Consider the following 26,335-nt stretch of genomic DNA (forward strand, 5'->3'; position numbering starts at 1 on the left):
GGCGAATCCAACCTCGCGGGGCAACGCGCCTGCCCCGCTCGCGCGTCATTTCCATCGCGTCGATGGCCGACGAAGTACCCGGGTCGAGCCGTTCCGATCCGGTCTGTCGTGTCGTCGCATACAGCCGCCGGCGCAATCCTTCGGCGTGTCATTCCATAAAATTGATCTTCTGACGCGGCGCCGGACGAGATTGGAATGGCCGGCGCTCACGAGCCCTTGCATATGGCCGCCAGGCATCGGGATCGACGCGAACCTCCGCGCCATCTCGTGCGTGTGCGCCATATCGCCCCATTCAATGCGCCTGGTCTTGTGTTGCGCGGCTCGGCCGGGACTCCGGCTTTTCGCCGGATCCGGCAGGTATCGGACGCCATCGGTCCGCAGCGCGCGGAGATCCGATTGCACCGGCACGAACGTGCCGATCCAAGCCGCGACCCCGTGGTCTGATCGGGACGGCTTGATGTCAGCCGCCGCCGTTGTCATATCGGTCAGTCATCCGAATGTCTAACGAAGCCCTCGAATGGTCGTCACTATACATTCAAATCGAAATCGTAGTACGAATGATACGCAATAACTTATTTTTATATGGCCCATTCTCTGGACAGACACGGATTCGCGTTGCGTCGCACGGCGGACCCGCGAGAGCACGTCAATCTGCGACTTCGCGCCATGACCGGCGCGCGGAGGTATCGCCCCATCGTCGAGCGCCGGTCACCTCCCCCGGCGCGGCCATGCCCATCACATGTCCACGGACACGGGTTCGCGCGAGGCGATCGAGCACGCTCGCCCGCCACGTTCGCGAACAGCGCCGCCGGCGCCCCGCGTGAGCGACCGCACGCGAACGGCAGCCGGTGCGGCCGGCTTCCCGGGCGCGGGCAATCCCGCGAACCCGCTACGCGTCAGCCCGCGCCCGCTCCATCGAGGGCTTCTCTTCCAGCTTGTCGAACACGAAAGCGGACGCGACCGTGATCGCCCCGACGATCAGGAAACTCATCTGGATGCCGAACAGCGCGGTCCCCTGCCGCTCCGCGATCGCGCTCGCGAACCCGCCGCCGATCGAAATGCCCAGACCGATCGCCAGCATCTGCACCATCGAGAACAGCCCGTTGCCGCTGCTGGCATCCCGGCCGGACAGATCCTTCAGCGTGACGCTGTTCATCGCGGCGAACTGCATCGAGTTGGCGGCGCCGAATACGGCCAGCAGCGCGAGATCCACGAGCAGCGGCGTGTACGGCGAGATCGCCGCGAAGCCGAAGATCGCCGCGCCGACCACGATCGTGTTGGCCTTCAGGAAGGAAACGTAGCCGAAGCGCCGGATCAGCGGTGCGATCCAGCGCTTCGCCAGCACGCCCGAGATCGCCGCCGGCAGCATCACCAGTCCGGCATGAAGCGGCGAGTAGCCGAAGCCGAGCTGCATTTGCAGCGGCAGCAGGAACGGAACCGCGCTCGTGCCGATCCTGCAGACGAGGTTGCCGGCCAGACCGACGCTGAAATTGCGTTCGGCGAACAAGCCGAGACGAAACAGCGGCCGGGCATGCCGCCGCGCGTGCGCAATATAGCCCAGCACCGCGCCCGCCGCGCCGAGCGCCATGACGCAGGTCCAGATCGAACGGTTCGTGTCGATCGGCATGTCGATCGCCAGCGAACTCGCGAGCATCGCCGCCGACAGCCACGCGCATCCGGCAACGTCGAACGGCTGCGGTTCGTCGAGCCGGTCGGACGGCAGGTAGCGCCGCGCCGCCATCAGACCCGCCACGCAGACCGGCACGTTGACGAGAAAGATCCAGCGCCACGACAACGTCTGCGCGAACCACCCGCCGAGCGTCGGTCCGAGAATCGGACCGACCTGGCTCGCGATGGAGACGAACGCCAGCGCGGTGACGTACTGCTCGCCCGGCACGCTGCGCAATACGGCGAGCCGCCCGACCGGCAGCAGCATCGACCCGCCGATACCCTGCACGATCCGCGCGCAGACAAGCTGGAGCGGCGTTTGCGACGCGGCACAGGCGAGCGAGCCAATCCCGAATACCAGGATCGCGGCGACGTACACCGACCGCGTGCCGTACCGGTCCGCCAGCCAGCCGGACAGCGGCGTCAGCATCGCCATCGTCAGCATGTACGCCACCACGATCGAGCGCATCGCGAGCGTGTCTTCGCCGAAAGCCTGCGCGATCGACGGCAACGCCGTGTTGACGATCGTGATGTCCAGCGCCTGCATGAAGAAGCCCGCCGCCACTATCCACAGCAGCGCCGACCGGGAGGAAGTTCTCGTCATCGTGAAAACCAGGCTCGGAGAAAAGAAAGGCCGGCCGGCCGCGCACGGACGGCCGGACGACCCCATGTGACCGTGTGCCGGCGCGGCCGCCGGCACACGACGTCACGCCGGGACGGCAGCCGGCGCGTCGGCGCCTTCCCGAATGCCGAACCACTTCGCGCGGTCGATGATGTTGGATGCCCAGCGGTAATGCGTCGCCGGCTCGCACATCGCATCGTCGAACTTGAACACCGCGGGCGCGCCCTCCTCGACGATCATCCTCGCGCAATCGAGATCGTTCGCACTGACGCGGAACGCATCGTTGATGGGTTTGATCTGCGCGGGATGGATGGCCGTCTTGCCGACCAGGCCGTGCGAAATGTCCAGGGCCAGCTCCTTCTCGAGCAGGTCCGGCGCCGCGATCTGCTCGAAAACGGGCGCGGTCAGCGCGAAGCCCTGCGCGCCCATGACACCGCACAGCATCGGGATCACATAGCTCATCGGGGTGTCGTACAGCGTCACCGCGGGATGCCGCCGCAGCCCGAGGCAGCCGAGCAGATCGTTCGCGCCGATGCGCAGCGCCAGAATGCGTTCGTCGAACCCCGCCTTCAACGCCTCGCCGAGTTCGATGGCCGTGCCCGGATGGAACGCTTCGGCGGTCTCCAGCGTCGGCATGACCAGCAGATCGGGATTGTCGACCGACGACGCCCAACGCGCCGCCGTCCCCAGGCGACGTTTGGGAATCACGAACCCGTCGACATGACGGATCAACGGCCAGTCGTTGATCGTCGCCGCCATCGCGGCATTGCGCGGCCGCACGAACAGCAACGGCCCGTATTCCGGACGCCCTCCGTGCGCATCGATGTCGGCGAGCAGGGTCTCGAGCCCGCGCATCGCCAGTTCCACGTGCGATTCCGTGACCGAGTCTTCGAGGCAGACTACGAGGGATCTCAGGTCGGTCAGCTTTCTCCTCATGACCACATCAAGGATGTCGGTTCTCGTGGCGGGCATGTAAAGCGTGGCGCCCAGCGAATAGGGAGAGCACTTTTTCATCTTCCACCTCAAATCGATCAGTTAATGGTTAGTGTCTCCTCCACGCGAAATTGATATGGTATCCGAATCGATTGAACGGCAATCGTCGACCGGGACACGTCTCTTCCAGGACATGACGAATGCGGGGAAACCAACCTGCCCCACTTCCTTTCATCACCCGACAATCCTTACATTACTCATTCACCCCGTCTTTTCCTATGACAAATTGAAAAATAGAGGAAACCGTCGAACCTGCGCGCGTGCCCCCCGGTCCATCAGCCCGGGGTCGGTTCCCGGCACCGGACCGTGATGGAGTACTGACGATCGGGGAAAGCGCGTGGAGACGCGGCTCCGCAACGGCGAATATGACGAATGCATGACGCATGGACAGCCGAGGTGCCGTCGCGCGCGTTCCCGGAGAACCCGCGCGCGCGGGCCTCCGGAGACAGGCACCGGTTGCCGGTCGAACCGCGCGTCCTAGGATTTATCGCGCAGCCGGACCTGCGGGCCGCGCGAGCTTCGCCGCTCTTCCCCGGCACGTCGCCCGGGCTGCCGACGCCGGCCGGTTCGGTACGACGTGCGGCAGGCGCCCCGCCGGGGTCGGCCTGCCCTCCTGAACGACTCGAGACGTCGCAGGCATATCGCGCCCATTCACGTCGATCAATGCGCGAGCGCTGCCGTGAAATTCAGAATGCACTGCGTCACATCGTCAGGATTCGACAGTTGGGCCCAATGGCCGGCATCCACCCGGCACTGAACCAGATTGCGCACGCCGCCGGGCGCCGTCGCCACCGGCTCGACCATGGTCGCTTCCTTCACGAACGCATCCCGGGTCGGCACGATGAGCTGGATGTTCTGAAGCGGCACCCGGTCGTAGGTCGGCAACAGGACACGCCACGGAATGCTCGCGCGATACAGATTGGCGCCGGCCGACGAATCGCGCGAATTGATCGCGCGTTTCTTGTCGCCCTGGATGAAGATCAGGAAGTTCAGCAGTTGATCCCGGGAAAACGACGGCTGAGGCAATTCCACCAGCGGGATGTAGCTCGACGCCACGGCTTGCTGCACGAGATCGGGCCATTCGGCCGGATTCAGCAGACTGCGCTGCAGCCAGTGGCTCAACAGATCCATCGACGGCCCCGAGATCGATGTGAACGACGCGATCTTTCCCGCCATCGACGTCTTGGCCACCGACTCCCAGGTCTGGATGCTGCCCCAATCGTGTCCGACCAGATGCACGCGCTGCCCGGGGGCCGCGGCATCGAGCACGGCGTTCAGGTCGTCCGACAGATGCGGCAACGCATAGCTGGCCGTCAGCGGCGGATGATCGCTGTCGCCCGCGCCCCGCGTGTCGTACGTGACCACGTGAAACTGGCTGGCCAGTCTGGCGACGACCTGATCCCAGACCGCGGCGGTATCCGGATAGCCGTGCACCAGGACGATCGTGGGCGCGTTTGCCGGCCCGTATTCATAAACCGCCAACCGGATGCCGTCCGTACTCGTGACGGTGCGGCGGCGGGCATCGGGCACCGGCAGCGTTGCCTGAGTGCGTTCGGCCAGCGCGCTTTGCTCCGAATCGATCCCCTGCGCAGGCCCGCTTGCCTGAGCGGCCCGCGCGCCGACGGGTAAAGCCGACACCAGCAACGCGGCGGCGAGCATCAACGCGTGCGCGGCGGCGAACACCCGGCTCCACCAGGACGCGGCGGCCCCGGTCCCTGCATCTTCATGTTTTGCACTCATGGTCATTTCTCTCTCATTGGCGATGATCGGGCGGAATGAGCGGCCGCTCGCGCGGGAAGCACGCAAGCGGCCGACGACGAGACTCGGCGGATTCAGCGCGCGGGCACCCACGCGGAGATGCCCGGTCCGGGGCCGGTCGGAATCGGCTCGCCCACGATCGCGTCGGTCGCGGGATCGAACACGACGATCTGGCCCGGCCCGAGCAGCCCCGGACCGATCAGGTTGCCGAACAGGACGGCTTCGCCGAGCGGCGTCTTCAGGAACGCCGAACTCGCGCCCATGTCGCTGATATAGCCGCGCGTGCCGTCCGCGCTGAACGTGATGCCCGTGGTCGAGCCCGCCGTCTTGATCCTGCCGACGATCTTGTCCGTCGCGACATCGACGATCAGGACGCCCGTCTCGCCGAACAGCGTGACGTAAAGCTTCTTCCCGTCGGGAGACAGCGTCGACGTGAACGCGCCGGGATCGGTCGGCAGGTAGGCGGCGCGGCCGCTGGTCGGAATGGTCTTGACCAGCTTCCACTTCTCCATGTCGATGACGCCGATCGTGTTGACCGCATCCGTATAGAGCTTCTTGCCGTCCTGCGTGAACGTGAACCAGAACGTCAGGGTTCCGCCCGACCAGATGGGCGGCCGAATCGTACGGCCCGTTTTCGGGTCGTAGACGCCCAGGAATCCGGTGGCGAATCCGACGTAGAGATTGCCGTCCGGCCCGCTGATGGACGCGACCGGAATATCCGGGAACGTCAGCCGGCGCACGATCTCGTCCGTTTCCGTGCTGATCACGTCGACACCGAAATTCACTTCCGGCAGGTAGATCTCCTTGCCGTCCAGCGACGTGAACGCCCCCAGCGGCACGCCGCCCACCTTGATGGATTTGGTGGTGCCGGTGCGCCGGTCGATGATCGTGACCGTCGGCGGCACGACGCCGAAGTTGTCGCTATAGATCTTGCCGCCGTCCAGCGTCGTGGCCAGGACGGCGGGACGGCTGCCGAACGGAAGGACGGCGATGTCGTTCACCGGCACGCGCCGGACGATCTTCGCGGTGGCGGTATCGATCACGGCGATCTGATTCAGGTCGACTTCCGGCACATACAGTTCGCCGACCGGCCCCGCCGCGGCGAATGCATGGACCGGCATGCCGGCCGACGAAAGCGCGAACGCGAAACTGACGAGCGCACGTCGCCATTGCTTCATGGAAAGCATAGAACCCCCTGCAAAATAAATCGGATGTGAAGACGATCAGATATTCGTACTGGTGGGAATCCGGCTCGGCAGCAGATAGCCGTACGGATATTTTCGGGTTCGATTACGTCCCCCGATCTGCGACTCGATGGTCTTCAGCGCCTGGCGGAATCGATCCAGCGGCCCGCCCGCCTGCACCACCCTCGGGTCCGTCAGGACGGGAAGATAAGGAAACTCGCGCTGGCGGTAATCGCCGAGCGGACGATAGTGAACCCCGCCGAGCAGCGACAGGAAGTTCAACTGCTCGATGTCGGTCAGCCGCGACTGCGGCATCAGCGCGAACCAGTCGGCGGCGCCGTTGCCCGCGGTTTTCGCGGCCGGCGTGGCCGCGCCCGCCATCCCGGCGAAGGCCGGAATATAGGTCATGAAATCCCGCTGCGGGTAGTTGACGGCCGCATGCTGCGCGCTCGCGGTGAACACGATCATCGTCAGCACGTCGATCAGTTGGGCCCGGCTCCGGATGCTCCGGAAACCCTTCACCTTGCCGTTGTCGATGACGTCCGCCGTCCAGGCGGCAAGCTCCGTGTCGCCGGTGACGTCCGCGTCCGACAGGTAGTAGAGCGCGACGTAGTCGGCAACCCATTGCCTGATCGCGTTCCAGACCAGCAGCGCATCGTCGCGGTACGGGTAATCCGACAAGGTCGAATCCGTATCGACGCCTCGTGCCTTGAGGTCCGACGGCAGCATGGCCGCATAAAAATCGAGCGCCAGGCGATCGTTCCCCGCGCCGGCCTGAAGGATCCCGATCGGGGCGGCCAGAATCACGTCGCCGAAGGTGCCCGGCCCCATGATGACCTTGCCGGCCAGATCGTTGATGAACAGCGTGCCCTCGAAATGCGGGACGAGCAGTACGTTGATCGGATGGTTGGGGGCGAGCTGCCGGTACGTGGCGATCGCGAACGCTTCCGACAGCAGGTGCGTCCGCCCCAGGTGGACGAACATCTCGTGATAGTTGAAGTCGGCCACCTGAACGACCGTCTTGGCCATCTGCCAAGTCCAGTACGCCCCGCTTCCCGACGCGGAGGAACGCACGATGACCGGATAGGTGCCCGGCGCCTGTCCGCATTGAATGGCGACGGGCTGCAGCGCACCGCCGCCCGCCGGAACCGCGAAGAGCGCGATCGGTGCGCTCGCGTAACCGGTCTGGCTCAACAGTTTCGACACCGGCCGCTCGTCTCCCATCGCCCCCAGCCCGACGTAGTCGGCTAGATAAAGGCGGCCCGCCGCCGCCGCGCCCTGCAGGCTGTCGGCGGTGCCCATGACGGACTGGTACTGGGCGTTGGTCAGCGGAAACTTGGCGGGCAGCGACGACGCACGCGCGAGCAGCATCGGATTGGGGCCGGCCACGCGGAGATGGGCGAACATCTCGTCATCGCGGAAATTCTGCGCGATCGCGGGCTTCGGCAGCGTGGCGAACATCTGGTCGTAGCGGGCGAGGCTCGCCGCGTCGTCGTCCTTGAATCCACCGCGGCCGCTCAACGCGGTCACCTCCGTTTTCAGCGACGCCTGCAGCGCGACGAGTTGGGTCACCACGCCGCTCAACGTTCCCTGCAGCGCCTGAGCCTGAACGGCAAGCACCGCCGAACCGGCATCGCCGGCGCTTGCCTGCGCGCGCAGGTCCGAGTAAGACGACTGGACCGTCGCGAGCTGGCTGCGCAAGCTCGCGAGCTGCGAATTGTAGCGATTCAGGCCGCCGGCCTGCGCGGGGAAGATCTGCTTGAGCAGCGACGCAATCGCATTGACGAGCAGATCCGCGATCGTGACCGCCGCCTTCAACAGCCATTCCAGCGTGGGGAAGTTGTCCAGCGGCACGGTTTGCGCCATCGGAATGCCCGATAGATTCGGGGACGACTCGGTCCAGACGTACTTCAATTGATTGGCCAGGAGCGCCCCCTGGCGTATCGGCCCGCCCCAGAACAGCTCGTTCTGCGGCAAGGTGGGCAGTATGCCCGGGTTCGTTGCGGCAACAACCTGTTTCGGTAGGAATGCTAATCCAGCCACCGCCCCGGTGGCTTTGATCATCTCTCTGCGCTTCATTTTTGGTCCCTCGGATTTAACCTGCGATTGGTCTCCGACCCATGCAGCTCTCGTTCTTTCTTGTTTTTTATTCGCGACTTGTTGTTTGTCTGTAATTTATTTAAAGGCGGGCAAATTGACAACTCAAAACTTTTGATTATTTTATGTACATGTATTCGAGATAATTAGCATTCCGGTTATTCTGCTTTTCGATTAAATGAGCAAAGTGACACCATCAAGTCACGCGCCGATTCTCGTGTTCGTCCGACGGCGGCGCCGGGGAAATCGCATGCGGCATCGCCGCGCGTTGTCCGCGATGCCGATGCGTTTCCGATGACGCAATCATTCCAGCCGGATGCCGCTTTCCTTCTATGGCGACGATTAATGGTCGCGTCTACTGATCGCACCGGGCCCCGGAGCACCCTGCTGCAAGGCCCCTTTTCCGTCAGAGGACGCCATGCCCGCCTCCCCGTCTCCCGCCGCGCGCGCCAGTGCCGCCGCCCGGCTCGAACGCCTGCCGTTTTCCGGCTACCACAAGCTGATCTTCGTCATCATCGCGATCGCGTTCTTTTTCGACTCGGTCGATCTCGGCACGATGACCTTCGTGCTCGGATCGATCAAGAAGGAATTCGGCCTGTCGACCGCCGCGGCCGGCCTGGTCGCCAGCTCCAGCTTCATCGGCATGGTGCTCGGCGCGGCCGTCGCCGGCCTCCTCGCCGACCGCTTCGGCCGCCGCCCGGTCTTCCAGTGGAGCATGGTGCTGTGGGGCGCCGCGTCGTATCTGTGCTCGACCGCGCAAAGCGTCGAAGCGCTGATCGTCTACCGGGTCCTGCTGGGGATCGGCATGGGCATGGAATTCCCGGTCGCGCAAACGCTGCTGTCGGAGTTCGTCCCGGCCGCGAAACGCGGCCGCCTGATCGCGCTGATGGACGGCTTCTGGCCGCTGGGCTTCATCACGGCCGGCATCGTGTCGTACTTCGTGCTGCCGCAATTCGACTGGCGCACGGTCTTCGCGCTGCTCGCGATCCCGGCGGTCTTCGTGCTGGTGGTGCGCCGGCTCGTCCCGGAATCGCCGCGCTGGCTCGAACATCGCGGGCGGCTCGCCGACGCCGACCGGGTGATGGCCCATGTCGAGGCGAAAGTCATGCAATCGGCGCGCGTCGCGCGCCTTCCCGAACCGTCGCGGCTCGCCGAAGCGGTCGCGCCGCATGCGCGCGGCGCGTTCCGTGAAATCTGGAGCGCGCCCTACCGCCGCCGCACGACGATGGTCTGGCTGCTGTGGTTCTTCGCACTGCTCGGCTTCTACGGCCTCACGTCGTGGCTTGGCGCGCTGCTCCAGCAGGCGGGCTTCGCGGTCACGCAGTCGGTGTTCTATACGGTGCTGATCTCGCTCGGCGGCGTGCCGGGTTTCCTGTGCGCGGCCTGGCTCGTCGAGCGCTGGGGCCGCAAGCCGACCTGCATCGCGTCGCTGCTCGGCGGCGGCGCGATGGCCTACGTCTACGGGCAGACCGCGCTGTACGGCGCGAGCGTCACGCTGCTCGTCTGCACCGGCCTCGCGATGCAGTTCTTCCTGTTCGGCATGTGGGCGGTGCTCTATACGTATACGCCGGAACTCTACGGCACCGGCGCACGGGCCACCGGCTCGGGCTTCGCGTCGGCGATCGGACGGGTCGGCTCGCTGATCGGGCCTTACGCGGTCGGCGTCGTGCTACCGGTGTTCGGACAGGGAGGCGTGTTCACGCTCGGCGCGCTATCGTTCGCGGCGGCGGCCTGCGCGGTGTGGATGCTCGGGATCGAAACGAAAGGGCTCGCGCTCGAGGAACTGGCGTCGCTCGACGGTGCGATCGCCGACCCGCGCTACCCGACGCGCGCGGCGATCGACTGACCGGCACGCACCGCGCGCCGGGCGGGCATCAGGGCCGTCTCCGACGGCGATCCCACGGCGGCAGGCATACCCGGAGCAGTGCGCAGCCGCGCGGCGACCGATCGATCGACCCTGTCTGCCGCGCCGCATTCGGCATCGAGACACGGAACGTCACGCGCGATGCGCGCTCGCGAAACGTCGTCACGCCCTTGACGGCGCAACGCCCCGATCCGGTAGCCGCATCGCACCCGCCAACGGCGTGGCAACGCGGCAACCTATCCGCTCACGAGCGGCGCGACGGCAATGCGCTCAATTCGCGCGCCGCCGTTTTTCCCGCGCCCGCTTCCGGCGCTTCATCGACGATTTCGTCGAGCGGACGGTTATTGGTGCGCGGCCCGAACACGCCGATCGACAGCATCACGATCAGCATGCTGCCGCCGATCAGCACGAACACCGCGGACACGCCGACGCGTTCGAGCAGCAGCGCGACGATAAAGCTGCTGGCGATGCCGGTCAGCCGCCCGATCGAATGGACGAACCCGAGCGCGCGGCCGCGAATCTCGGTCGGGAACACTTCCGCCTGATACGCGGTTCCGTTGCTCGCCAGCACCGTGTTGCACAGGGTGACGAGCACGCCGAACGCGATCACGAACGGCACCTGCGCCGACATCGCGAACGCGGTGCCGAACAGCGCGACGCCGAACGCCGCCGCGACGATCAGCCATTTACGCTCGACCCGGTCGGCCAGCACGCCGGCCACGAACGGCGAGACCGGATACGCGAAGGCGATCACGAACGCGTACCACAGGCTCTTCGTGACCGTCGCGCCCTGCGCGGCGAGCAAGGTCGGCAGCCACTGGCTGAAACCGAAGAAGCCGATGCTCAGGAAGGCATTGAACGCGATCAGCATGAGGGTGCGGCCGCGATGACGCGCATCCCACATCGATGCCGGGCGACGCGCGGCCGGCGGCGCGCCGGCCGGCGCCCGGAGCGCGGGCAACGGCCGGCCGGACTCGCGCTCCACCGCGCGCTCCAGCGTTTGCAGCACCGCCTCGGCCTGCGCCGCGCGGCCGGCCTGGACCAGCCAGCGCGGCGATTCCGGCAAGCGCGACTGCAGCCACCAGACCACCACCGCGCCGCTGCCGCCGAGCAGCACGACCCAGCGCCAGCCCGATATGCCGAGCGGATCGCGCGGCACCCACTGCCACGACGCGAGCGCGAGCACCGGCATCGCGAGATAGCCGACCGAGAAGCACACGGCGAACGCGCGGCCGCGCACCGCCTTCGGCACCAGTTCGGTCAGGAACGCGCCGATCGTGATGAGTTCCGCACCCACGCCGCAGCCCGCGATGAAGCGGCAAATCAGGATGCCCAGCGCACGGGTCTGCACGCACATCGCAAGGCTCGCCGCCGTGTAGAGCAACAGCGCGCCGGTGAATACCGCGCGCCGGCCGAAGCGGTCGGCGAGGCGCGACACGAACATCTCGCCGATGAACAGCCCGGCGAACGTGGCCGCGCCCAGCGCACCCTGGTCGGACATGCCGAGCACGCCGTGCGCGCCGCCGTGAAAGATCCCGTCGCGAATCAGCCCGGGCGGCAGGTAGGTCATCTGGAACAGGTCGTAGACCTCGAAGAAGCCGCCGATGCTCAGGAACAGCACGAGCTTCCAGATGCTGGCCGTGGCGGGCAGGCGGTCGATCCGCGCGGCGATCGATAACGGCTGGGACGGGGACATGACGTTTCCTTGTAAGACCGCGAAGCCGCGCTCACGGCGCGGCGCGGCCGGCGCAGGCGCGCCGGTCAGACCGTCGCGACCGGGTTGACGGGAGAGCCCACGAGCCCGCGCACATGCAGCGGCGGCGCGGTCAGCAGGAAGCGGCTGCGGCGATGCGCGCGCAACCAGTCCGCGAGCGGCGTCAGGTGCCACAGTTCGCCCAGGTGAATGCCGAGCTTGAACAGGCACAGCTCGTGCAGCGGCATCAACGCACCCGGCCGTTCGCGCGCCGCCGCGTGCTGCGGGCGCTCCTCGACGGCATGGTTGTCGGCCGCGAGCGCCGCGAGGCCCGATTCGTCGATCCAGTTCAACAGGCGCGGATCGTCCCCGTCGAGCACGCAGCCCGTCTGCGGCGTGACGTCGTCGCCGCGCGCGGCGGCGGCGAGCAGTTGATCGGCGAAGCCGGTATGGAGGCAGACGATGTCGCCGCGTTCGACCTGCACCTGATCCGCGTCCATCGCGCGCATCAGCTGCTCGAAGCCGATCCTGGTGCGCGCGTCACCGAAGTGGTGTCGCAGGTCGATCAGCACGCCGCGTCCCTGTACGCCCGTCCGCGCCATCACCTCGATGCCGAGCGCGAGCGCGCCGCCCTGCGACGATCCCGCTTCGGGCACCCTGACGTGCTCGTCCATCCGGTAGCCGTTATAGAACACGCGGGTCTTGTCGCCGTCGCCCGCCGGATCGAACAGCGAGCCGACGTGCGACAACGCGTCCCACTGCGTCGAGAACTGCGAGTGCATGCAAAACGAATCGTCGCACACGACGTCGGTCGCGTTCGCCACCTGCTCGTCCGCGCGATAGCCGAAGTACGGCTTGTCGTTCAGCAGCGCCGGCATGATCGCCGGCGGCCGGCGCCGCGCGTTCAGTCCGCCGCCGCGCGGCACGTCGAGCGGCAGACTCAACGAAAACACGCGCCCTTCGCGCACTTCGGCGATGCCCTGCCTCACCTTGTCGGGCGTGAGCCAGTTCAGCCGGCCCTTCTGGTCGTCGGGTCCGAAATCGCCCCAGTTCGAGCCGGGCGGGCGATGCGTCCAGCGTGGTGTCATGGTGTCTCCTCCATGGGTTCCCGGAATGCCGGACAGGCGATCCGGAGCGGCGCGCGGGCCGTTCGAGGCCGCGTCGCGCCGCGTATCGTCAAGCGCGCCGTTATCGAGAACGGATCACGCCCAGCTCGGCCAGCCGCGCATACTCCTCGCTGCCGAGCAGCGGCAGCAGGATTTCGCGATTGTTCTCGCCGAGCGCGGGGGCCGGCCGGCGAAACGCGCCTGGCGTTCCCGACAGGCGCGGCGCGATGTTGTGCATCGGCAGGCTGCCGACATCGCCGTCCGGCAGCTCGACCAGCGCCTCGCGCTCGATCACATAGGTGTCCTCGACAATCTGCGCGATGTCCTGAATCGGCCCGACCGTCACCTCGGCCGCCTCGAAGAACGCCAGATTGTCGGCCAGATCGCGCGCGGCGATGAACGCGCCGACGATCGCGTCGAGCGCCTCCGCGTGCTGCACCCGCTGCACGTTGGTCGCGTAGCGCGGATCGTCGATCAGATCGGCGCGGCCGATCGCGCGGAACAGCCGCTCGGCCATCGCCTGCGTGGAGCTGGACAGGCACAGCCATTTGTCGTCGCGGGTCCGATACGCGTTGCGGGGGGCGGTGTTCGACGAACGGCTGCCGGTACGCGTCTTGATCTTGCCCGTCATCACGTAGTTCGCCGCGGCCGGTCCGAGAATCGACAGCAGCGGCTCGAACAGCGATACGTCGATCACCTGCCCGGCCGCCGCCTGCGTATCCCGCGCGTGCAGCGCGACCAGCACCGCGATCGCGCCGGACAGGCCGGCCGTCATGTCGCCGAGGAACATCGGCGGCAGCACCGGCTCCCGGTCGGCGAAGCCGTTGATCGCCGCGAAGCCGGCATAGCCTTCCGCGAGCGTGCCGAATCCCGGCTTGTGCCGATACGGCCCGGTCTGCCCCCAGCCGGAGATCCGCGCCATCACCAGCTCCGGACGGATCGCGAGCAGATCGGCGGGACCGAGCCCCATCTGCTCCGCGACCCCGGGCTTGAAGCTCTCGATGAACACGTCCGCGTCGCGCACGAGCTTGCGGACGATCTCGCGGCCTTCGGCTCCCCGCAGATCGACGCAGACACTGCGCTTGTTGCGCCCGTATACCTTCCAGTTGGTGCTGATGCCGCCCGCGCCGACCGCGCGCAGCGTGTCGCCGTGCTCGCTCTCGACCTTGATGACGTCCGCACCGAAATCGGCGAGCTGCACGCTCAGCATGTTGCCCGCGATCAGCCGCGACAGATCGATGACGCGCACCCCCGACAGCGGCCCGTGCGCGCCGGCATCGAAGGTCTTCCGGTGGATCGGGCCGGTAGGCGCGCGACGGCGCCCGCCCGCCGCGTCGGCGGCCTGCGTCTCTGGAACGAACATGGATGTCTCCTGGATAGTGGGTGTCGTCCGCCACGGAATGCGCGCGCCGCGCCGGCGCGCGGGGACTACTCGAGCAGCGCGCCGAGCGCGTCGGCGGCGGGAAAGCCCGCCCCCGCCGCGGGCAGGTCTCCGCCCAGCGCATGCGTCAGCTCGTGCGCGGCCGCCTGCACGCGCGGCAGGTACTCGGCCAGCACTTTCTTGTTGAAGCGGTACAGCGGTACGCCGAGCGAAATCGCGCCGGCCAGCTGGCGACCGATGCCGAACGCCGGACACGCGATCGCCGCGCTCTCGGGATCGCGCTCGCCGAGCGACACCGCGTGGCCCTGCTCGACGGTCTTGTCGTATTCGCCGCCGCGCGTGCCGCTGAACGCCAGCAGCACGCGACCCGCCGCGCCGACGTCGAGCGCAAAGCGGTCGCCCTCGCGCAAATGCGTGCGCACCGCGCGCTGCGCCTGGAAGCGGAACAGGCATACCCGCTGGTCGCCTTCGCGCACGTAGAACGCGGCCGTTTCGCCGGTGGCCGCCGACAGGCTCGACAGAATCGGCGCGACGTACTCGCGCAGCTGGAACGACTCCCGATACATCATGCCGAGCTGGAACACGGCGGGACCGAGCACGTAGCGCCCGTCGGGCAGGCGCTTGATGAAGCGGAACTGTTCGAGCGATTCGAACATCCGCAGCAGCGTGCTCATGTTGAGACCGGTGATCTCGCTGACCTGCGCCAGCATCAGCCCGTTCGGCGCGCCGCCGAATGCGAGCAGCGCGGTCAGCGCGCGGTTGACCGCGGCGACGCCGCCCTCTGCCTGATTGCTCATAGCCACCTCGTGCAGGTTCGAGCGACGCGTCCGGCGGGCTCGCGCTCGAACCTAAAAAATGAAAGTGACTTTCATTATACTCGGTTGATCGATGACATCAACATGAATCCATCTTGCTTCGTTCCGCCATCTTCTCTCAAACCCCCTCATAAATAGGCGTTAACGATAGTCTTGACGAATCGCTTAAGACATCACAAAAATGAAAGTAACTTTCATTTTTTCGGAAAAGACATGAACGCTTCGCTCCCACCGGTCTGGCGCTCGCTGCTCTACGTCCCGGCCCACGTCCCTCGTTTCGTCGCGAAAGCCGCCGGCAGCGCCGCCGATGCGCTGGTCCTCGATCTCGAGGACAGCGTGCCGGCCGTCGAGAAACAGGCCGCGCGCGACACGCTCGCCGACAGCGTGCCGTTCTTGCGGGCCGCGGGCCATGAAGTCCTGGTGCGCGCCAACGCTCCGCTCGATCTGCTGGTGCCCGACCTGCGCGCGGCGGTCCGCGCCGGCGCGCACGGCGTCGTGCTGCCGAAGGTACGCGGCGCCTCCCACGTCGAAGCGATCGACGAACTGCTGAGCACGCTCGAGGATGCCGCCGGCGTCGCGCCGGGCGCCACGCGGATCGTCGCGATCGTCGAAACGCCGCGCGCCTTCCAGGCGATGGACCGGATCGCCCAGGCGTCGCCGCGCGTCGTCGCGATGATGCTGGGCGGCGGCGACTTCGCGCTGAACTGCGAGAGCGGCGCAAATGCCGACGTGCTGCGCGTGCCGAAGCAGTTGCTGATCATCGCCGCGCGGGCGGCCGGCATCCTGCCGCTCGGCCTGATCGGCGGGCTGGACGAACTGCGCGACCTCGACGCGTTCGAGCGCCTCGCGCGCACGTCCGCCGAACTGGGTTACGCGGGCGCCACCTGCATCCACCCGCTGCAGGTGGACGCGCTCAACCGCGCCTTCCGGCCCGACGACAATGCCGTGCGCGATGCGCGCGCGGTGCTCGCCGCGTACGAGGACGCCCGCGAGAGCGGACGCGGCGCGCTGCGTGTCGACGGCAAGATGATCGATGCGCCCGGCATCGCGCGGGCGCGCCGCGTGCTCGCGCGCGACGCGGCCGTGCAGGCGCGCGCCGGCCGGTGACGCCGTTGCCGATGCGCGCGTCGCGTATCCCGTCCCCTTTGCGAAGCGGTCCCGCCGCGCCGGCTTTCGAGCGCGACGCCGCGCCGTGCCCGCGCCGTGCCTGCGTCCGGCCCGCCGAATCGCCCGCGTCCGCCCCCGGCGCATGGCCGCCCGCCTTCGCCTCGCGCCCCGGATAGCCGCACCCCGCAGCACCGCCGGGCCGCCCGACCGGCCCGGGGCATCACGCAATCACAACAATTCGAAAGGAGACAGGCAATGGGCAAGCGGATGTCCGCCTTGTGCGGGCTGGGCTTCGTATCGGCCGGCGCATGCGCGCAGGCCAACCTCACGCTGTATGGCGTCGCCGACGTCTATACGGAATTTCTTTCCAACCAGTCCGCGCCCGGCACCGGCCAGCCGGCCTCGCTCGTGCGCATGGCGTCGGGCGGCAAAAGCGGTTCGCGCTGGGGCCTCAAGGGGGTCGAGGATCTCGGCGGCGGCTGGCAAGCCGCGTTCCGGCTCGAAAGCAGCATCAACCTGAACAACGGCACCGGCGTCGGAGCGGGCGGCTTCGACCGGTCCGCCTGGGTCGCGCTGCAGCACGAGCGCTGGGGAACGCTGCGGCTCGGCCGCCAGTACACAACGCTGTTCGACATCATGGAGCGCTATTCGCCGACGGGCGCCTACTCGACGCTCTACGAGCCGGACGGCGCGATCGTCGGGGTCAATTTCCGCGAGAACAACGTCGTCAAGTATCTGGCGAAGCTGGGCCCGGTGACACTCGAAACGCACTACGCGCCCGGCGGCACGGCCGGGGCGTTCCAGTCGAATGCCGCCTACGGCGCGGGCTTCGACTATTCGGGCGGCGCGTTCTCGGCCGCGGCGGCCTTCGACAACGTCAACTCGCCGCAAGCCGGCGGCTTCGCGCATTTCCGGCGCTATGCCGCATCGGCGATCGTGTTCCTCGACCGCGCGCAGCTGCTGGCCGGCGTCGCGCACGGACAAAGCAACGTCAGCACGCCGTCGGTCGTGACGCGCTTCACGTTCTGGTGGGCCGGCGTGCGCTACAGCATCACCGATTTCCTGCAGGCGATCGGCGCGATCTACTACGAGAGCATCCGCGCGCAGAATCCCGCGAACGCCCAGACCCCGGCCCAGCCGGCCAATCCGCAGCAGATCACGCTGCAACTGAACTACTTCCTGTCCAGGACCGTGACGCTCTACCTCGCGGGCGGCTACGCCCGGCGCGCCGCGCTCGATTTCGACAACTACAACTACAGCTTTCTCCATTACACGCTCGCGGCCGGCCGTACCGGCAGCGCGGGCCTCGCGCTTGGCCTGCGCAAGCTGTTCTGAGCCGCGCGCCTCTCCCCGTTTCAGGAACCCAACGGAGCCTTCGAACCATGAATCGCCGCCACTTCCTCTCCACCGTGACCCGCGCCGCCGCCGCGCTGCCGTTCGCCCGGGCGTCCGCCGACACGATGCCGGCTTCCGGCGCGGCAACGCTTGCGGGCCGCCCGGACGCGCCGCCGGACCTCGCGCAGCAGCTCGCCGACTACGCGGCCGCGCTGCAATACCGCGACCTCGACGACACGACCGTCGACATCATCAAGGCACACCTGATCGACGCGCTCGGCTGCGCGATCGCCGCGTACGACGAGCGGCCGGTGCGGATCGCGCGCGACGCCGCGCTCGCGACGCAAGGCGGCGTCGCGACGGTGATCGGCACCGGCCAGCGCACGAGCGCCGATCTGGCGACGTTCGCCACCGGCACCGCGCTGCGCTACTTCGATTTCAACGACGCCTATGCGGGCAAGGAAACCGGCCATCCGAGCGACAACATGTCCGCCTGTCTCGCCGTCGCGGAGGCCCAGCACGCGAGCGGCCGCGACCTGATCCTGTCGATCGCGATCGCCTACGAGATCGCATGCCGGCTGATGGACGCGGCCGCGATCAGTCCGCGCGGCTGGGATCACACCTGCTACAGCCTGCCCGCCGTCGCGCTCGCCGCCGGCAAGCTGATGCGCCTGCCGACGCCGCAGCTGGTCCAGGCGGTGAACCTGTCGATCAACAGCCATCTCGCGCTGAACCAGACGCGCGTGCAGCAGCTGTCGAACTGGAAGGCGCTCGCGGACGCCGACGCGGCGCGCAACGCGGTCTTCTCGACGCAGCTCGCGCGCGCCGGCCTTACCGGCCCCGCGCCGATCTTCGAAGGCGCGGCCGGCTTCTTTCCGCAGGTATCCGGGCCGTTCGCCGTCGACACGCGCACGTTCGGCGGGCGCGGCGGCGCCTTCCGGGTCGGCAAGTGCTTCGTGAAGTTCTATCCGGCGCAGGGGCTCACGCAAACGGCGATTCCGGCCGCGCTCGACGTCGCCGCGCAGGTCGGCGATCTGGCGCGCATCCGCCGCATCGAGATCCGGACCACGGAAGTCGGCTACGTGACGGCCGGCCGCGATCCCGAAAAATGGGCGCCGTCGACGCACGAGACCGCCGATCACAGCCTGCCCTACATCGTCGCGCGCGCGATGCTCGACGGCGACATCACGACGGAAAGCTACGCGCCGGCGGCGTTGCGCGATCCGGCGCTGCGCGCACTGATCGGCAAGATCGCCGTTCATCCGGACCCGGTGCTGACGGCCCGCTATCCGGAGCGCGCGCCGAACCGGGTCACGGCCGTCTGCGACGACGGCACGCAGTACACCCGGCAGGTGGACGATCTGCCCGGCTCGCCGACGCGGCCGATGCGGCGCGACGACTTCGAGGCGAAATTCGTGAAGAACTGCCGCCGGCACTGGAGTGCGTCGCAAAGCCGCGCGGCGCTCGATTATCTGTGGCGGCTGGACAGCCAGTCCGATATCTCGACGCTGCCGCCGCTGCTCGTGGTCGGCTGACGCGCGAAGCGGACGCCCCGCGTGTTCAGCACACGCCGCACGCGGGCTCCCGCTCCACCTGTTCGAGCGATTGCGCGATCTCGACGATGCACTGGCGCAGCCACGCATGCGCATTGCTCGCATCGTGCCGGCGGTGCCAGTACAGCGACCACGTGACGGGCTCCATCGCGAGCGGCAGCTCGCGGATCACGAGCCGCGCGTCGCCCAGGCTCGACGCATGCCGCTCCGACATGATCACCGCGAACGGCAGCGCGTCGAGCATGTTCGGCACGACGAGCCAGTGCGGCACGTTGTGCGCGATGCGCCGCGTGCAGTTCATGCTCGCCAGCAGGTTGTCGATCAGGCTGTGATCCACCGGATTGATCGAGACGTTGAGAAAATCGAGCGCGAGAAACTGGTCGAGCGTGAGCGGCCGGTTCGCGTCCGGGTGGGTGCGGCTCAGCACGCACACCATCCGGTCCTGCAGCACGGTCTGCGACGACAGCGTGCCCGAATGCTCGAGCCCCGCGCTGATCGCCATGTCGAGCCGCCCCGACTCGAGCGCCTCGAGCGTCTTTGCCCCACTCAGATGCATGATGTCCATCCCGATGCACGGAGCCGTATCGTGCATTCTCCGCAATAAAGCCGGCAGCATTAATAATTCGGTCAAATCGGACATTCTGATCGTAAAGTGGCGCTCCGACGTAAAAGGGTTGAATTGATAATCCAATTCGAATAATTCTTCGATTTGTTGCATGATCTGCCGGATTGGTGCGATCAGCGCCTTGGCGCGCGGCGTCAATTCCATACCCACCGTGGTGCGCACCAGGATCTCATCCTTGAACACGTAGCGCAGCCGCGCCAGCGCGTTACTGACGGCCGGCTGCGTCAGGCCGACCTTCTGGCCGGCGCGCGTGACCTGCTTCTCCGACAGCAGCGCGTCCAGTATCACCAGAAGATTCAAGTCAATCGAACGTAGATTCATGATTGTCGCCTTCCACTAAACAGGTTAAGCAGCAATCCCCCATTTCGATTTTCAAAATGAGAGAAACACCCTGATATTTAGTGCAACGCACAAGAATAGTCCAATCTTGACGCCGTCTTATTATTGATATAGCGGAATCAAATATTATATTTTTGCGGGATAAACTGCCTGTCGCGAATGAATTCGTCCGGGATTCGTGTCAAACGGCACGAAAAAAACGCGCTTCGCGCCGCTGTCCGTCGACAAAAAAAGACGCACGGACGGCCGCCGCCACAGCCGCCGCCCGTGCGTTCAGACGGTCGCCACCGGATTGACCGGCGACCCCACCAAACCACGAACGTGCAGCGGCGGCGCCGTCAGCAGGAAACGGCTGCGGCGATGCGCGCGCAGCCAGTTCGCGAGCGGGCTCAGGTGCCACAGTTCGCCCAGGTGAATGCCCAGCTTGAACAAGCACAGCTCGTGCAGCGGCATCAATGCGCTGGGCTGCACGCGCGCCGGCGCATTCTGCGGGCGCTCCTCGATCGCGTGGTTGTCGGCCACGAGCGCCGCGAGGCCCGATTCGTCGATCCAGCGCAGCAGGCGCGCATCGGCGCTGTCGAGCACGCAGGCACCGGCGGCGGTCGCGGGCGAGCCGCTGTCGTCGTGCAGCAGCAGATCGGCGAAGCCGGTGTGGAGGCAGACGATGTCGCCGCGCTCGACCCGCACCTGATCCGTGTCCATCACGCGCATCAGCTGCTCGAAACCGATCTTGGTGCGCGCGTCACCGAAGTGGTGCCGCAGGTCGATCAGCACGCCGCGTCCCTGTACGCCCGTCCGCGCCATCACCTCGATGCCGAGCGCGAGCGCGCCGCCCGTCGCGTCGCCTTCCCGCGGCACCCGCACGTGCTCGCCCATCCGGAAGCCGTTGTAGAACACGATCTCGGCCACACCGTCGTCGTTCGCGTCGAACACCCCGCCGACGTGCGACAGCGCATCCCATTGCGTCGAGAACTGCGAGTGCATGCAAAACGAATCGTCGCACACGACGTCGGTCGCGTTCGCCACCTGCTCGTCCGCGCGATAGCCGAAGTACGGCTTGTCGTTCAGCAGCGCCGGCATGATCGCCGGCGGCCGGCGCCGCGCGTTCAGTCCGCCGCCTCGCGGCACGTCGAGCGGCAGACTCAACGAAAACACGCGCCCTTCGCGCACTTCGGCGATGCCCTGCTTCACCTTGTCGGGCGTGAGCCAGTTCAGCCGGCCCTTCTGGTCGTCGGGTCCGAAATCGCCCCAGTTCGAGCCGGGCGGCCGCTTGTTCCAGCGGGGGGTGCTCAAGATGCGTCTCCTCCTTGTTCATGGGAGCGGGCGCCGTCGCGCACGCCCGAAGTCAGCTGCGCGAGCGCGTCGAGCGGCGCGTCGTCGGCCAGCGCCTGCACCGCTTCGCGCAGCGCGAGCGCGTTCGACATGCCGATCGCCGAGCTTGCCGCCAGCACGAATTTCGCGGTGAGCTCCTGCTCGGACAGCGGCCGCGAGTTCGTGCCCTTGCTCGACTGGATGCGCGCTTCGCGCACCTGCCCGTCGCGCAGTCGTACCCGCAGCACCGCGGGCAGAAAGGCCGGGAAACGTTCGTCGCACCACGGATCGGCCACGCAGCGCACCTTCGCGGCCAACGCGCGCCGCTCGGGCGCCTGCGCCAGCGCGTCGTCGAAATCGTCGAACCACACGCCCAGGCCGCCGCCGCCCAGCAGCGCCGCCGCCACGGTATACGGCCCGGAGAACGCGGCCGCGTAGCCGTTGGGCGGATTCGCCTTCAGTTCGGCCGGCTCGCCGATCGTGCGCAGCGTCGACGTCGCGACCCGCAGTTCGGCCGACACCACGTCGTCCGCGCTGATGCCCTCCGCCTTCAACTGCAGCGCCGCGTCGATACCCGGGTGCGTGAAGTGATTGCAGGGATACGGCTTGAAGATGATCCGGCTGGTCTCCCATTCGTCGCCGAGATCGCGCAACACCGCGTCGACGTCGGCCATCTCGCCGCACCACGCGTGGAAGAAACCGAAGCGGCCTTCGAGCGCGGTCGGCGGCGCGGTGACGCCCGCCGCCGCCAGCTCCGCCGCGCTCACGCCGGCGTGCGCCGCCCAGCCGCAGTGAATCCGCTTCACCGACCCGCCGGTCCGGTTCGCCTCGAGCAGGCCCGCGCCCATGCTGGCCGCGATTCCGATCGCGGAGGCGATCTGCGCGGCATCGAGATCGAACAGCATCGCGGCGGCCGCCGCCGCGCCGACCGTGCCGCAGATCGACGTCGCATGCTGGCCGCGTTCGAAGAACACCGAATTGCCGATCTGCTCGTTATACGCGGCCACGCCGAGCCGGATGCACACTTCGGTGCCGACCGTGATCGCGTCGAGCAGCGCCGCCCCCGACGCGCCGCTCGCCTGCGCGGCGGCGAGCGCGGCCGGGATCACCGATGCGCTCGGATGCAGCACCGACAGCATGTGCGAATCGTCGAAGTCCATCGCATGCGCGAGCGTCCCGTTGACCAGCGCGGCGCTCGCGGCGGGCAGTCGGTCCGGGGCGCCGATCACGCCCGCGCGGCCGCTGCCTCCCCAGCGGCGCGCGACCTGCAGCACGGATTGCGCGACAGGCTCCCGGTGCGCCATCAGGCTGTTGCCGATCAGATCGAGTACGCGCGACGCCGCCTCGTCGCGCAGCGTGCGGCCGAGCCCGTCGGCGCGCACGGCCGCGGCGAAGCGTCCAAGCGCGCCGACGATACCGTCCGGCGATGCGGCCGGGCTCGGCACGGACGCCCGCGCGCCGGAAGCGCGGCCGGCGGCGGGAACGGACACCGTCTCGGGTGAGCTCATGCCAGCGCTCCGTTGAGTCGAAGAGTGTTCGCGAGCGCGAGCGTCACGCGCGCATTCGCGATGAGCGGCGGCGCCACCACGCGACCGTCGGGCAGCACGAACACGGATGACGCACTCGCGGCGCCCGCCGCCGCATCGACCGCCTCGAGCACGCGTTCGGCCGCGCGAATCTCGTCCTCGGACGGCGTGAACACCTCGTTGATGACCGCGATCTGCGACGGATGGATGGCGAAGCGACCGACGAATCCCATCGATTTCGCCCGCTGCGTCGACTCCCGAAGGCCGTCGAGGTCGGTCAGCGTGTGATAGACGGTCTGGATCGGCCCGTTGAGCCCGGCCGCGCGCGACGCGACCACGCAGCGCGCGCGGCAGACTTCGAGCGTGAAATTGTCCGCGCCGATCTGCAGATCGGCACGCAGATCGCTCTCGCCCAGCCCGATCCGCTCCAGCCGGGGCGACGCCGTCGCGAGCTGATAGGCGGTCTCGACGCCGTACGCCGATTCGATCAGGATCTGGATACCGGCCTTGCAATCGAGCGCGTCGAGCCAGCCCGCCACCTCGCGGATCTGCTCCGGCCAGTCGCACTTGGGCAAGCGCAGCGCCTGCAGCGCGGGCTGCGCGATGGCCTCGACGTCGTCGCGGCACCACGGGCTCGTCACCGGGTTGACCCGCACGTAAGTCGGTTTCGACGGGCCGGCCGCAAGTATCGCGGCGGCGGCGCGGCGCGCTTCGGTCTTGTGGGTCGCGGGCACCGCGTCTTCGAGATCGAGCACGATCGCGTCGGCGTCGCTCGCGTACGCCTTGTCCACCACCTGCGCCTTGTGCGCGGGCACGTACAGATAACTGCGATAGGTCGCACTGCTTTTCATAACACTCCCCGTTCAGTCAATTCGTCGATATCGCTCTGCTCCAGGCCCAACGCGCCGAACACCTCTTCGTTGTGCGCGCCGCGCCGCGGGCCGCCCCAGCGGATCGCGCCCGGGGTATCCGACAGCCGGAACGGAACGTTGTGCGTGCGGAACGCGCCCAGCTCCGCGTCGGGCACCGACACGACCGAGCCGAGCGCCGTGTACTGCGGATCGCGCAGCACGTCGGCCATGTCGTAGATCGGCGCGACGGCCGCTTCCGCGCGCTCGAACTCGGCGATCACCTCGTCGCGCGTGCGCCGCGCGATCCAGCCGCCGACCGCGGCATCCAGTTCGTCCGCGTGCTTCGCGCGCTCCGCGCCGTTGACGAACCACGGCTCGTCGATCAGCTCCGCGCGGCCGACGAGGCGCATCACGCGCTCCGCGATGCTTTGCGCCGAGGTCGACAGCGCGACCCACTTGCCGTCCGCCGTCCGGTAGACGCCGCGCGGCGAATTGTTCGGCGAGCGGTTGCCGGTTCGTTCGGGCATCCGTCCGGTCTGGTCGTAGCTCGCGACCTGTGCGCCCATCGCCGCGAGCATCGTCTCGATGATCGCGAGATCGACCACCTGGCCGCGCCCGGTGCGCTCGCGCGCCTTCAGCGCGGTCATGATCGCGAACGCGGCGGTCAGCCCCGCGACCGTATCGGCCAGCGGGAACGACGGTAGCAGCGGCGGGCCGTCCTGCTCGCCGGTGATCGACGCGAGCCCGCTCATCGCCTCGGCCAGCGTGCCGAAGCCGGGCCGGCTCGCATACGGGCCTAACTGGCCGAAGCCCGTCACCCGCACCAGCACCAGCCGCGGGTTGATCGCCGACAGCACGTCGTAGCCGAGACCCCAGCGCTCGAGCGTGCCCGGCCGGAAGTTCTCGACGACCACGTCCGCCTGCGCCGCCAGTTCGCGGAAGAGCCGCTGGCCGTCGGCCGAGCCGAGATTGAGCGTGACGGCCCGCTTGTTGCGCGCGAGTACCTTCCACCACAGCGGCACGTCGTCGCGCCGGGCGCCGTACTTGCGCGCCGGATCGCCGGCCGGGTGCTCGACCTTGATCACGTCCGCGCCGTAGTCCGCCAGCATCGTCGCGGCGAGCGGCCCCGCGAACAGCGTCGCGGCGTCGATCACGCGGATGCCGTCGAGCGGCGGGGGATTGGGCGGGGCCGATACCGCGTCGGCGGCAACGGCTTCGGCTTCCACGGAGGCCATGGCGTTCTCCAGTCAGATGAATGGCATGGCGCGTCGCGTCGAACAATCATCTGCATGACTAATCATCATGAAACGATCGACGGCACGGCGCGCGACCTGCTGCTTAGACGTTGTTGATCCGGTAGATCGGGAAATACGTCTGGATCTTCCCGTTCAGGTAGTCGCCGGCCAGCTTCGGCACGTCGTCGAAATCGAAGATCTCGGTGGGTTCCTGGCCGATCCAGCCGGTGGACTCCTGGAAATCGCGGATCGTGATGCTGTCGTCGTAGCGCCACGCATGGGTATGGATGTGCAGGCGGCGGTTGATGCATTCCGTCGCGCGCAGATTCCACAGTCGCATGCCCGTCTTCCAGCCGACCGTCGCGACGATCCCCGTGCGCCCGACCACCCGCATCGTCGCGCGGTACAGCGCGCCGCCGAGATTGTCGAGGAAGATCGCGACGCCGCGGCCGCCGCTCAGCTCCGCGATCGTCTCGGCGAACACGCGCTCCGACTCCCGATAGCTCGCCTGGTATTCCGGATCGGTCCGGTAGCGCTCTTCGTCATAGGAGAGATCGGGGAACTTGCGGCGGTCCACCGGCGTGATGCCGAGCTTCGCCAGCTCCTCGAGCCGCTTGTCGCTGCTTGCCGTCATCGCCACGCGAAAGCCCTCGCGCTTCGCGAGCTGCAGCTCGGCGAGCGTCGTGCCGCCGCCCCAGCCGAACACCAGGTAGTCGGCCGGATCGACGTCCGGAAGCTGCGAGCGCCAGCAGGCCGACGCGACCTTCCAGTTGTCCCATGCGGTGAAGTAGCGGCCGTAGGTTGCCCATTGCAGCAGCGAATGCTTGCTGTCGGTCGGCACCGGCACCAGGTTGTCGGCGCGCATCTTGGTCCGCTGCGCCATCACGCCGATCGTGCCGGGCGCGTCGTACGCATAGACCAGTTCCGCGAAACCATACTCGTCGCGCTTGCCGAACGGCATCACCATGCAGATCTCGCCGTCCTTCAGCGAGTTCACCTCGCTGCCGCGCTCGACGACGCGCACCAGCGCGCCGTTGCCGAGCACGATCTTGTCTTCGCGGCGCTGGCGAACGATGTCGACCGGGTTGCGCGACAGCGCGTGATCGAGATTCGCTTCCCACGAGCCGTACAGCGGCTCGACCAGCACTTCGTCGGCGCCCGGCGCGGAAAACCGGAACGTCTCGCGACGCAGCTCGCCCGCGACGGGCGCTTGCTTTCTCGTCGTTTCCGGTCCCGCGTAGAGGACCCATGCATCTGTCGTGATCATCGTCA

General features: G+C 67.6%; 19 protein-coding genes. 4 read left to right on the top strand and 15 right to left on the bottom strand.

All coding sequences use genetic code 11. From position 1 onward, the window contains the following. Positions 1 to 889 precede the first annotated feature (889 nt). The 5 genes from RZR99_RS12840 to RZR99_RS12860 all read right to left on the bottom strand — a co-directional run bounded on the left by RZR99_RS12840 (position 890) and on the right by RZR99_RS12860 (position 8,202). On the bottom strand, positions 890 to 2,272 hold the full coding sequence (locus RZR99_RS12840) for an MFS transporter (protein WP_323120141.1): 1,383 nt from the start codon (positions 2,270 to 2,272) through the stop codon (positions 890 to 892). Positions 2,273 to 2,374: 102 nt separating this feature from the next. Continuing rightward, complete coding sequence (locus RZR99_RS12845) at positions 2,375 to 3,304, bottom strand: HpcH/HpaI aldolase/citrate lyase family protein (protein WP_323120142.1); 930 nt, start codon at positions 3,302 to 3,304, stop codon at positions 2,375 to 2,377. A 639-nt stretch (positions 3,305 to 3,943) separates the two neighbouring features. Further along, a complete protein-coding gene (locus RZR99_RS12850) occupies positions 3,944 to 5,023 on the bottom strand; it encodes an alpha/beta fold hydrolase (protein ID WP_323120143.1) in 1,080 nt (359 codons plus the stop codon). A gap of 92 nt (positions 5,024 to 5,115) precedes the next feature. Beyond that, positions 5,116 to 6,228 carry a YncE family protein gene (locus RZR99_RS12855; RefSeq protein WP_323120144.1) on the bottom strand — a complete coding sequence of 371 codons (1,113 nt, stop codon included), beginning with the start codon at positions 6,226 to 6,228 and terminating at the stop codon, positions 5,116 to 5,118. Between the two features lie 36 nt (positions 6,229 to 6,264). Next, on the bottom strand, positions 6,265 to 8,202 hold the full coding sequence (locus RZR99_RS12860) for a lipoxygenase family protein (RefSeq protein ID WP_323120145.1): 1,938 nt from the start codon (positions 8,200 to 8,202) through the stop codon (positions 6,265 to 6,267). A 538-nt stretch (positions 8,203 to 8,740) separates the two neighbouring features. Between RZR99_RS12860 and RZR99_RS12865 the strand changes: the two genes are divergently transcribed. Next, positions 8,741 to 10,168 (top strand): MFS transporter, encoded by a 1,428-nt coding sequence (locus RZR99_RS12865; RefSeq protein WP_323120146.1) that lies wholly within the window; start codon positions 8,741 to 8,743, stop codon positions 10,166 to 10,168. Positions 10,169 to 10,430: 262 nt separating this feature from the next. On the opposite strand, the gene RZR99_RS12870 is transcribed toward RZR99_RS12865, so the two are convergent. The 4 genes from RZR99_RS12870 to RZR99_RS12885 form a co-directional block, all read right to left on the bottom strand. Further along, positions 10,431 to 11,882 (bottom strand): MFS transporter, encoded by a 1,452-nt coding sequence (locus tag RZR99_RS12870; protein ID WP_323120147.1) that lies wholly within the window; start codon positions 11,880 to 11,882, stop codon positions 10,431 to 10,433. Positions 11,883 to 11,947: 65 nt separating this feature from the next. Continuing rightward, positions 11,948 to 12,967, bottom strand: coding sequence for a cyclase family protein (locus tag RZR99_RS12875; RefSeq protein WP_323120148.1), 1,020 nt, complete (start codon positions 12,965 to 12,967; stop codon positions 11,948 to 11,950). Between the two features lie 100 nt (positions 12,968 to 13,067). Beyond that, positions 13,068 to 14,348 (bottom strand): CaiB/BaiF CoA transferase family protein, encoded by a 1,281-nt coding sequence (locus RZR99_RS12880; RefSeq protein WP_323120149.1) that lies wholly within the window; start codon positions 14,346 to 14,348, stop codon positions 13,068 to 13,070. Between the two features lie 65 nt (positions 14,349 to 14,413). Then, positions 14,414 to 15,163 carry an IclR family transcriptional regulator gene (locus RZR99_RS12885; RefSeq protein WP_323120150.1) on the bottom strand — a complete coding sequence of 250 codons (750 nt, stop codon included), beginning with the start codon at positions 15,161 to 15,163 and terminating at the stop codon, positions 14,414 to 14,416. Between the two features lie 231 nt (positions 15,164 to 15,394). On the opposite strand from RZR99_RS12885, the gene RZR99_RS12890 reads away from it, so the two are divergent. The 3 genes from RZR99_RS12890 (at position 15,395) to RZR99_RS12900 (ending at position 19,158) form a co-directional block, all read left to right on the top strand. Beyond that, positions 15,395 to 16,288, top strand: a complete 894-nt coding sequence (locus RZR99_RS12890) for an HpcH/HpaI aldolase/citrate lyase family protein (RefSeq protein WP_323120151.1) — start codon at positions 15,395 to 15,397, stop codon at positions 16,286 to 16,288. 255 nt (positions 16,289 to 16,543) lie between these two features. After that, positions 16,544 to 17,623, top strand: coding sequence for a porin (locus RZR99_RS12895; protein ID WP_323120152.1), 1,080 nt, complete (start codon positions 16,544 to 16,546; stop codon positions 17,621 to 17,623). Between the two features lie 47 nt (positions 17,624 to 17,670). Continuing rightward, a complete protein-coding gene (locus RZR99_RS12900) occupies positions 17,671 to 19,158 on the top strand; it encodes an MmgE/PrpD family protein (RefSeq protein WP_323120153.1) in 1,488 nt (495 codons plus the stop codon). 25 nt (positions 19,159 to 19,183) lie between these two features. On the opposite strand, the gene RZR99_RS12905 is transcribed toward RZR99_RS12900, so the two are convergent. From RZR99_RS12905 to RZR99_RS12930, 6 genes are all read right to left on the bottom strand, one after another. Further along, entirely contained in the window at positions 19,184 to 20,122 is a 939-nt protein-coding gene (locus RZR99_RS12905; protein ID WP_323120154.1) for a LysR family transcriptional regulator, read from the bottom strand. A 291-nt stretch (positions 20,123 to 20,413) separates the two neighbouring features. Then, positions 20,414 to 21,433: a cyclase family protein gene (locus RZR99_RS12910; RefSeq protein WP_323120155.1), complete on the bottom strand. Its 1,020-nt coding sequence runs from the start codon at positions 21,431 to 21,433 to the stop codon at positions 20,414 to 20,416. Continuing rightward, positions 21,430 to 22,959 (bottom strand): MmgE/PrpD family protein, encoded by a 1,530-nt coding sequence (locus RZR99_RS12915; RefSeq protein WP_323120156.1) that lies wholly within the window; start codon positions 22,957 to 22,959, stop codon positions 21,430 to 21,432. The genes RZR99_RS12910 and RZR99_RS12915 overlap by 4 nt, the downstream gene beginning before the upstream one ends. Then, positions 22,956 to 23,828 carry an HpcH/HpaI aldolase/citrate lyase family protein gene (locus tag RZR99_RS12920; protein ID WP_323120157.1) on the bottom strand — a complete coding sequence of 291 codons (873 nt, stop codon included), beginning with the start codon at positions 23,826 to 23,828 and terminating at the stop codon, positions 22,956 to 22,958. Before RZR99_RS12920 ends, RZR99_RS12915 begins: the two co-directional genes overlap by 4 nt. Next, on the bottom strand, positions 23,825 to 25,063 hold the full coding sequence (locus tag RZR99_RS12925; RefSeq protein ID WP_323120158.1) for a CaiB/BaiF CoA transferase family protein: 1,239 nt from the start codon (positions 25,061 to 25,063) through the stop codon (positions 23,825 to 23,827). The genes RZR99_RS12920 and RZR99_RS12925 overlap by 4 nt, the downstream gene beginning before the upstream one ends. A 103-nt stretch (positions 25,064 to 25,166) precedes the next feature. Further along, entirely contained in the window at positions 25,167 to 26,330 is a 1,164-nt protein-coding gene (locus RZR99_RS12930; protein WP_323120159.1) for a zinc-binding alcohol dehydrogenase family protein, read from the bottom strand. Positions 26,331 to 26,335: the final 5 nt, after the last annotated feature.

The sequence above is a fragment of the Burkholderia alba genome (assembly GCF_034721475.1).
Lineage (GTDB): Bacteria > Pseudomonadota > Gammaproteobacteria > Burkholderiales > Burkholderiaceae > Burkholderia > Burkholderia alba.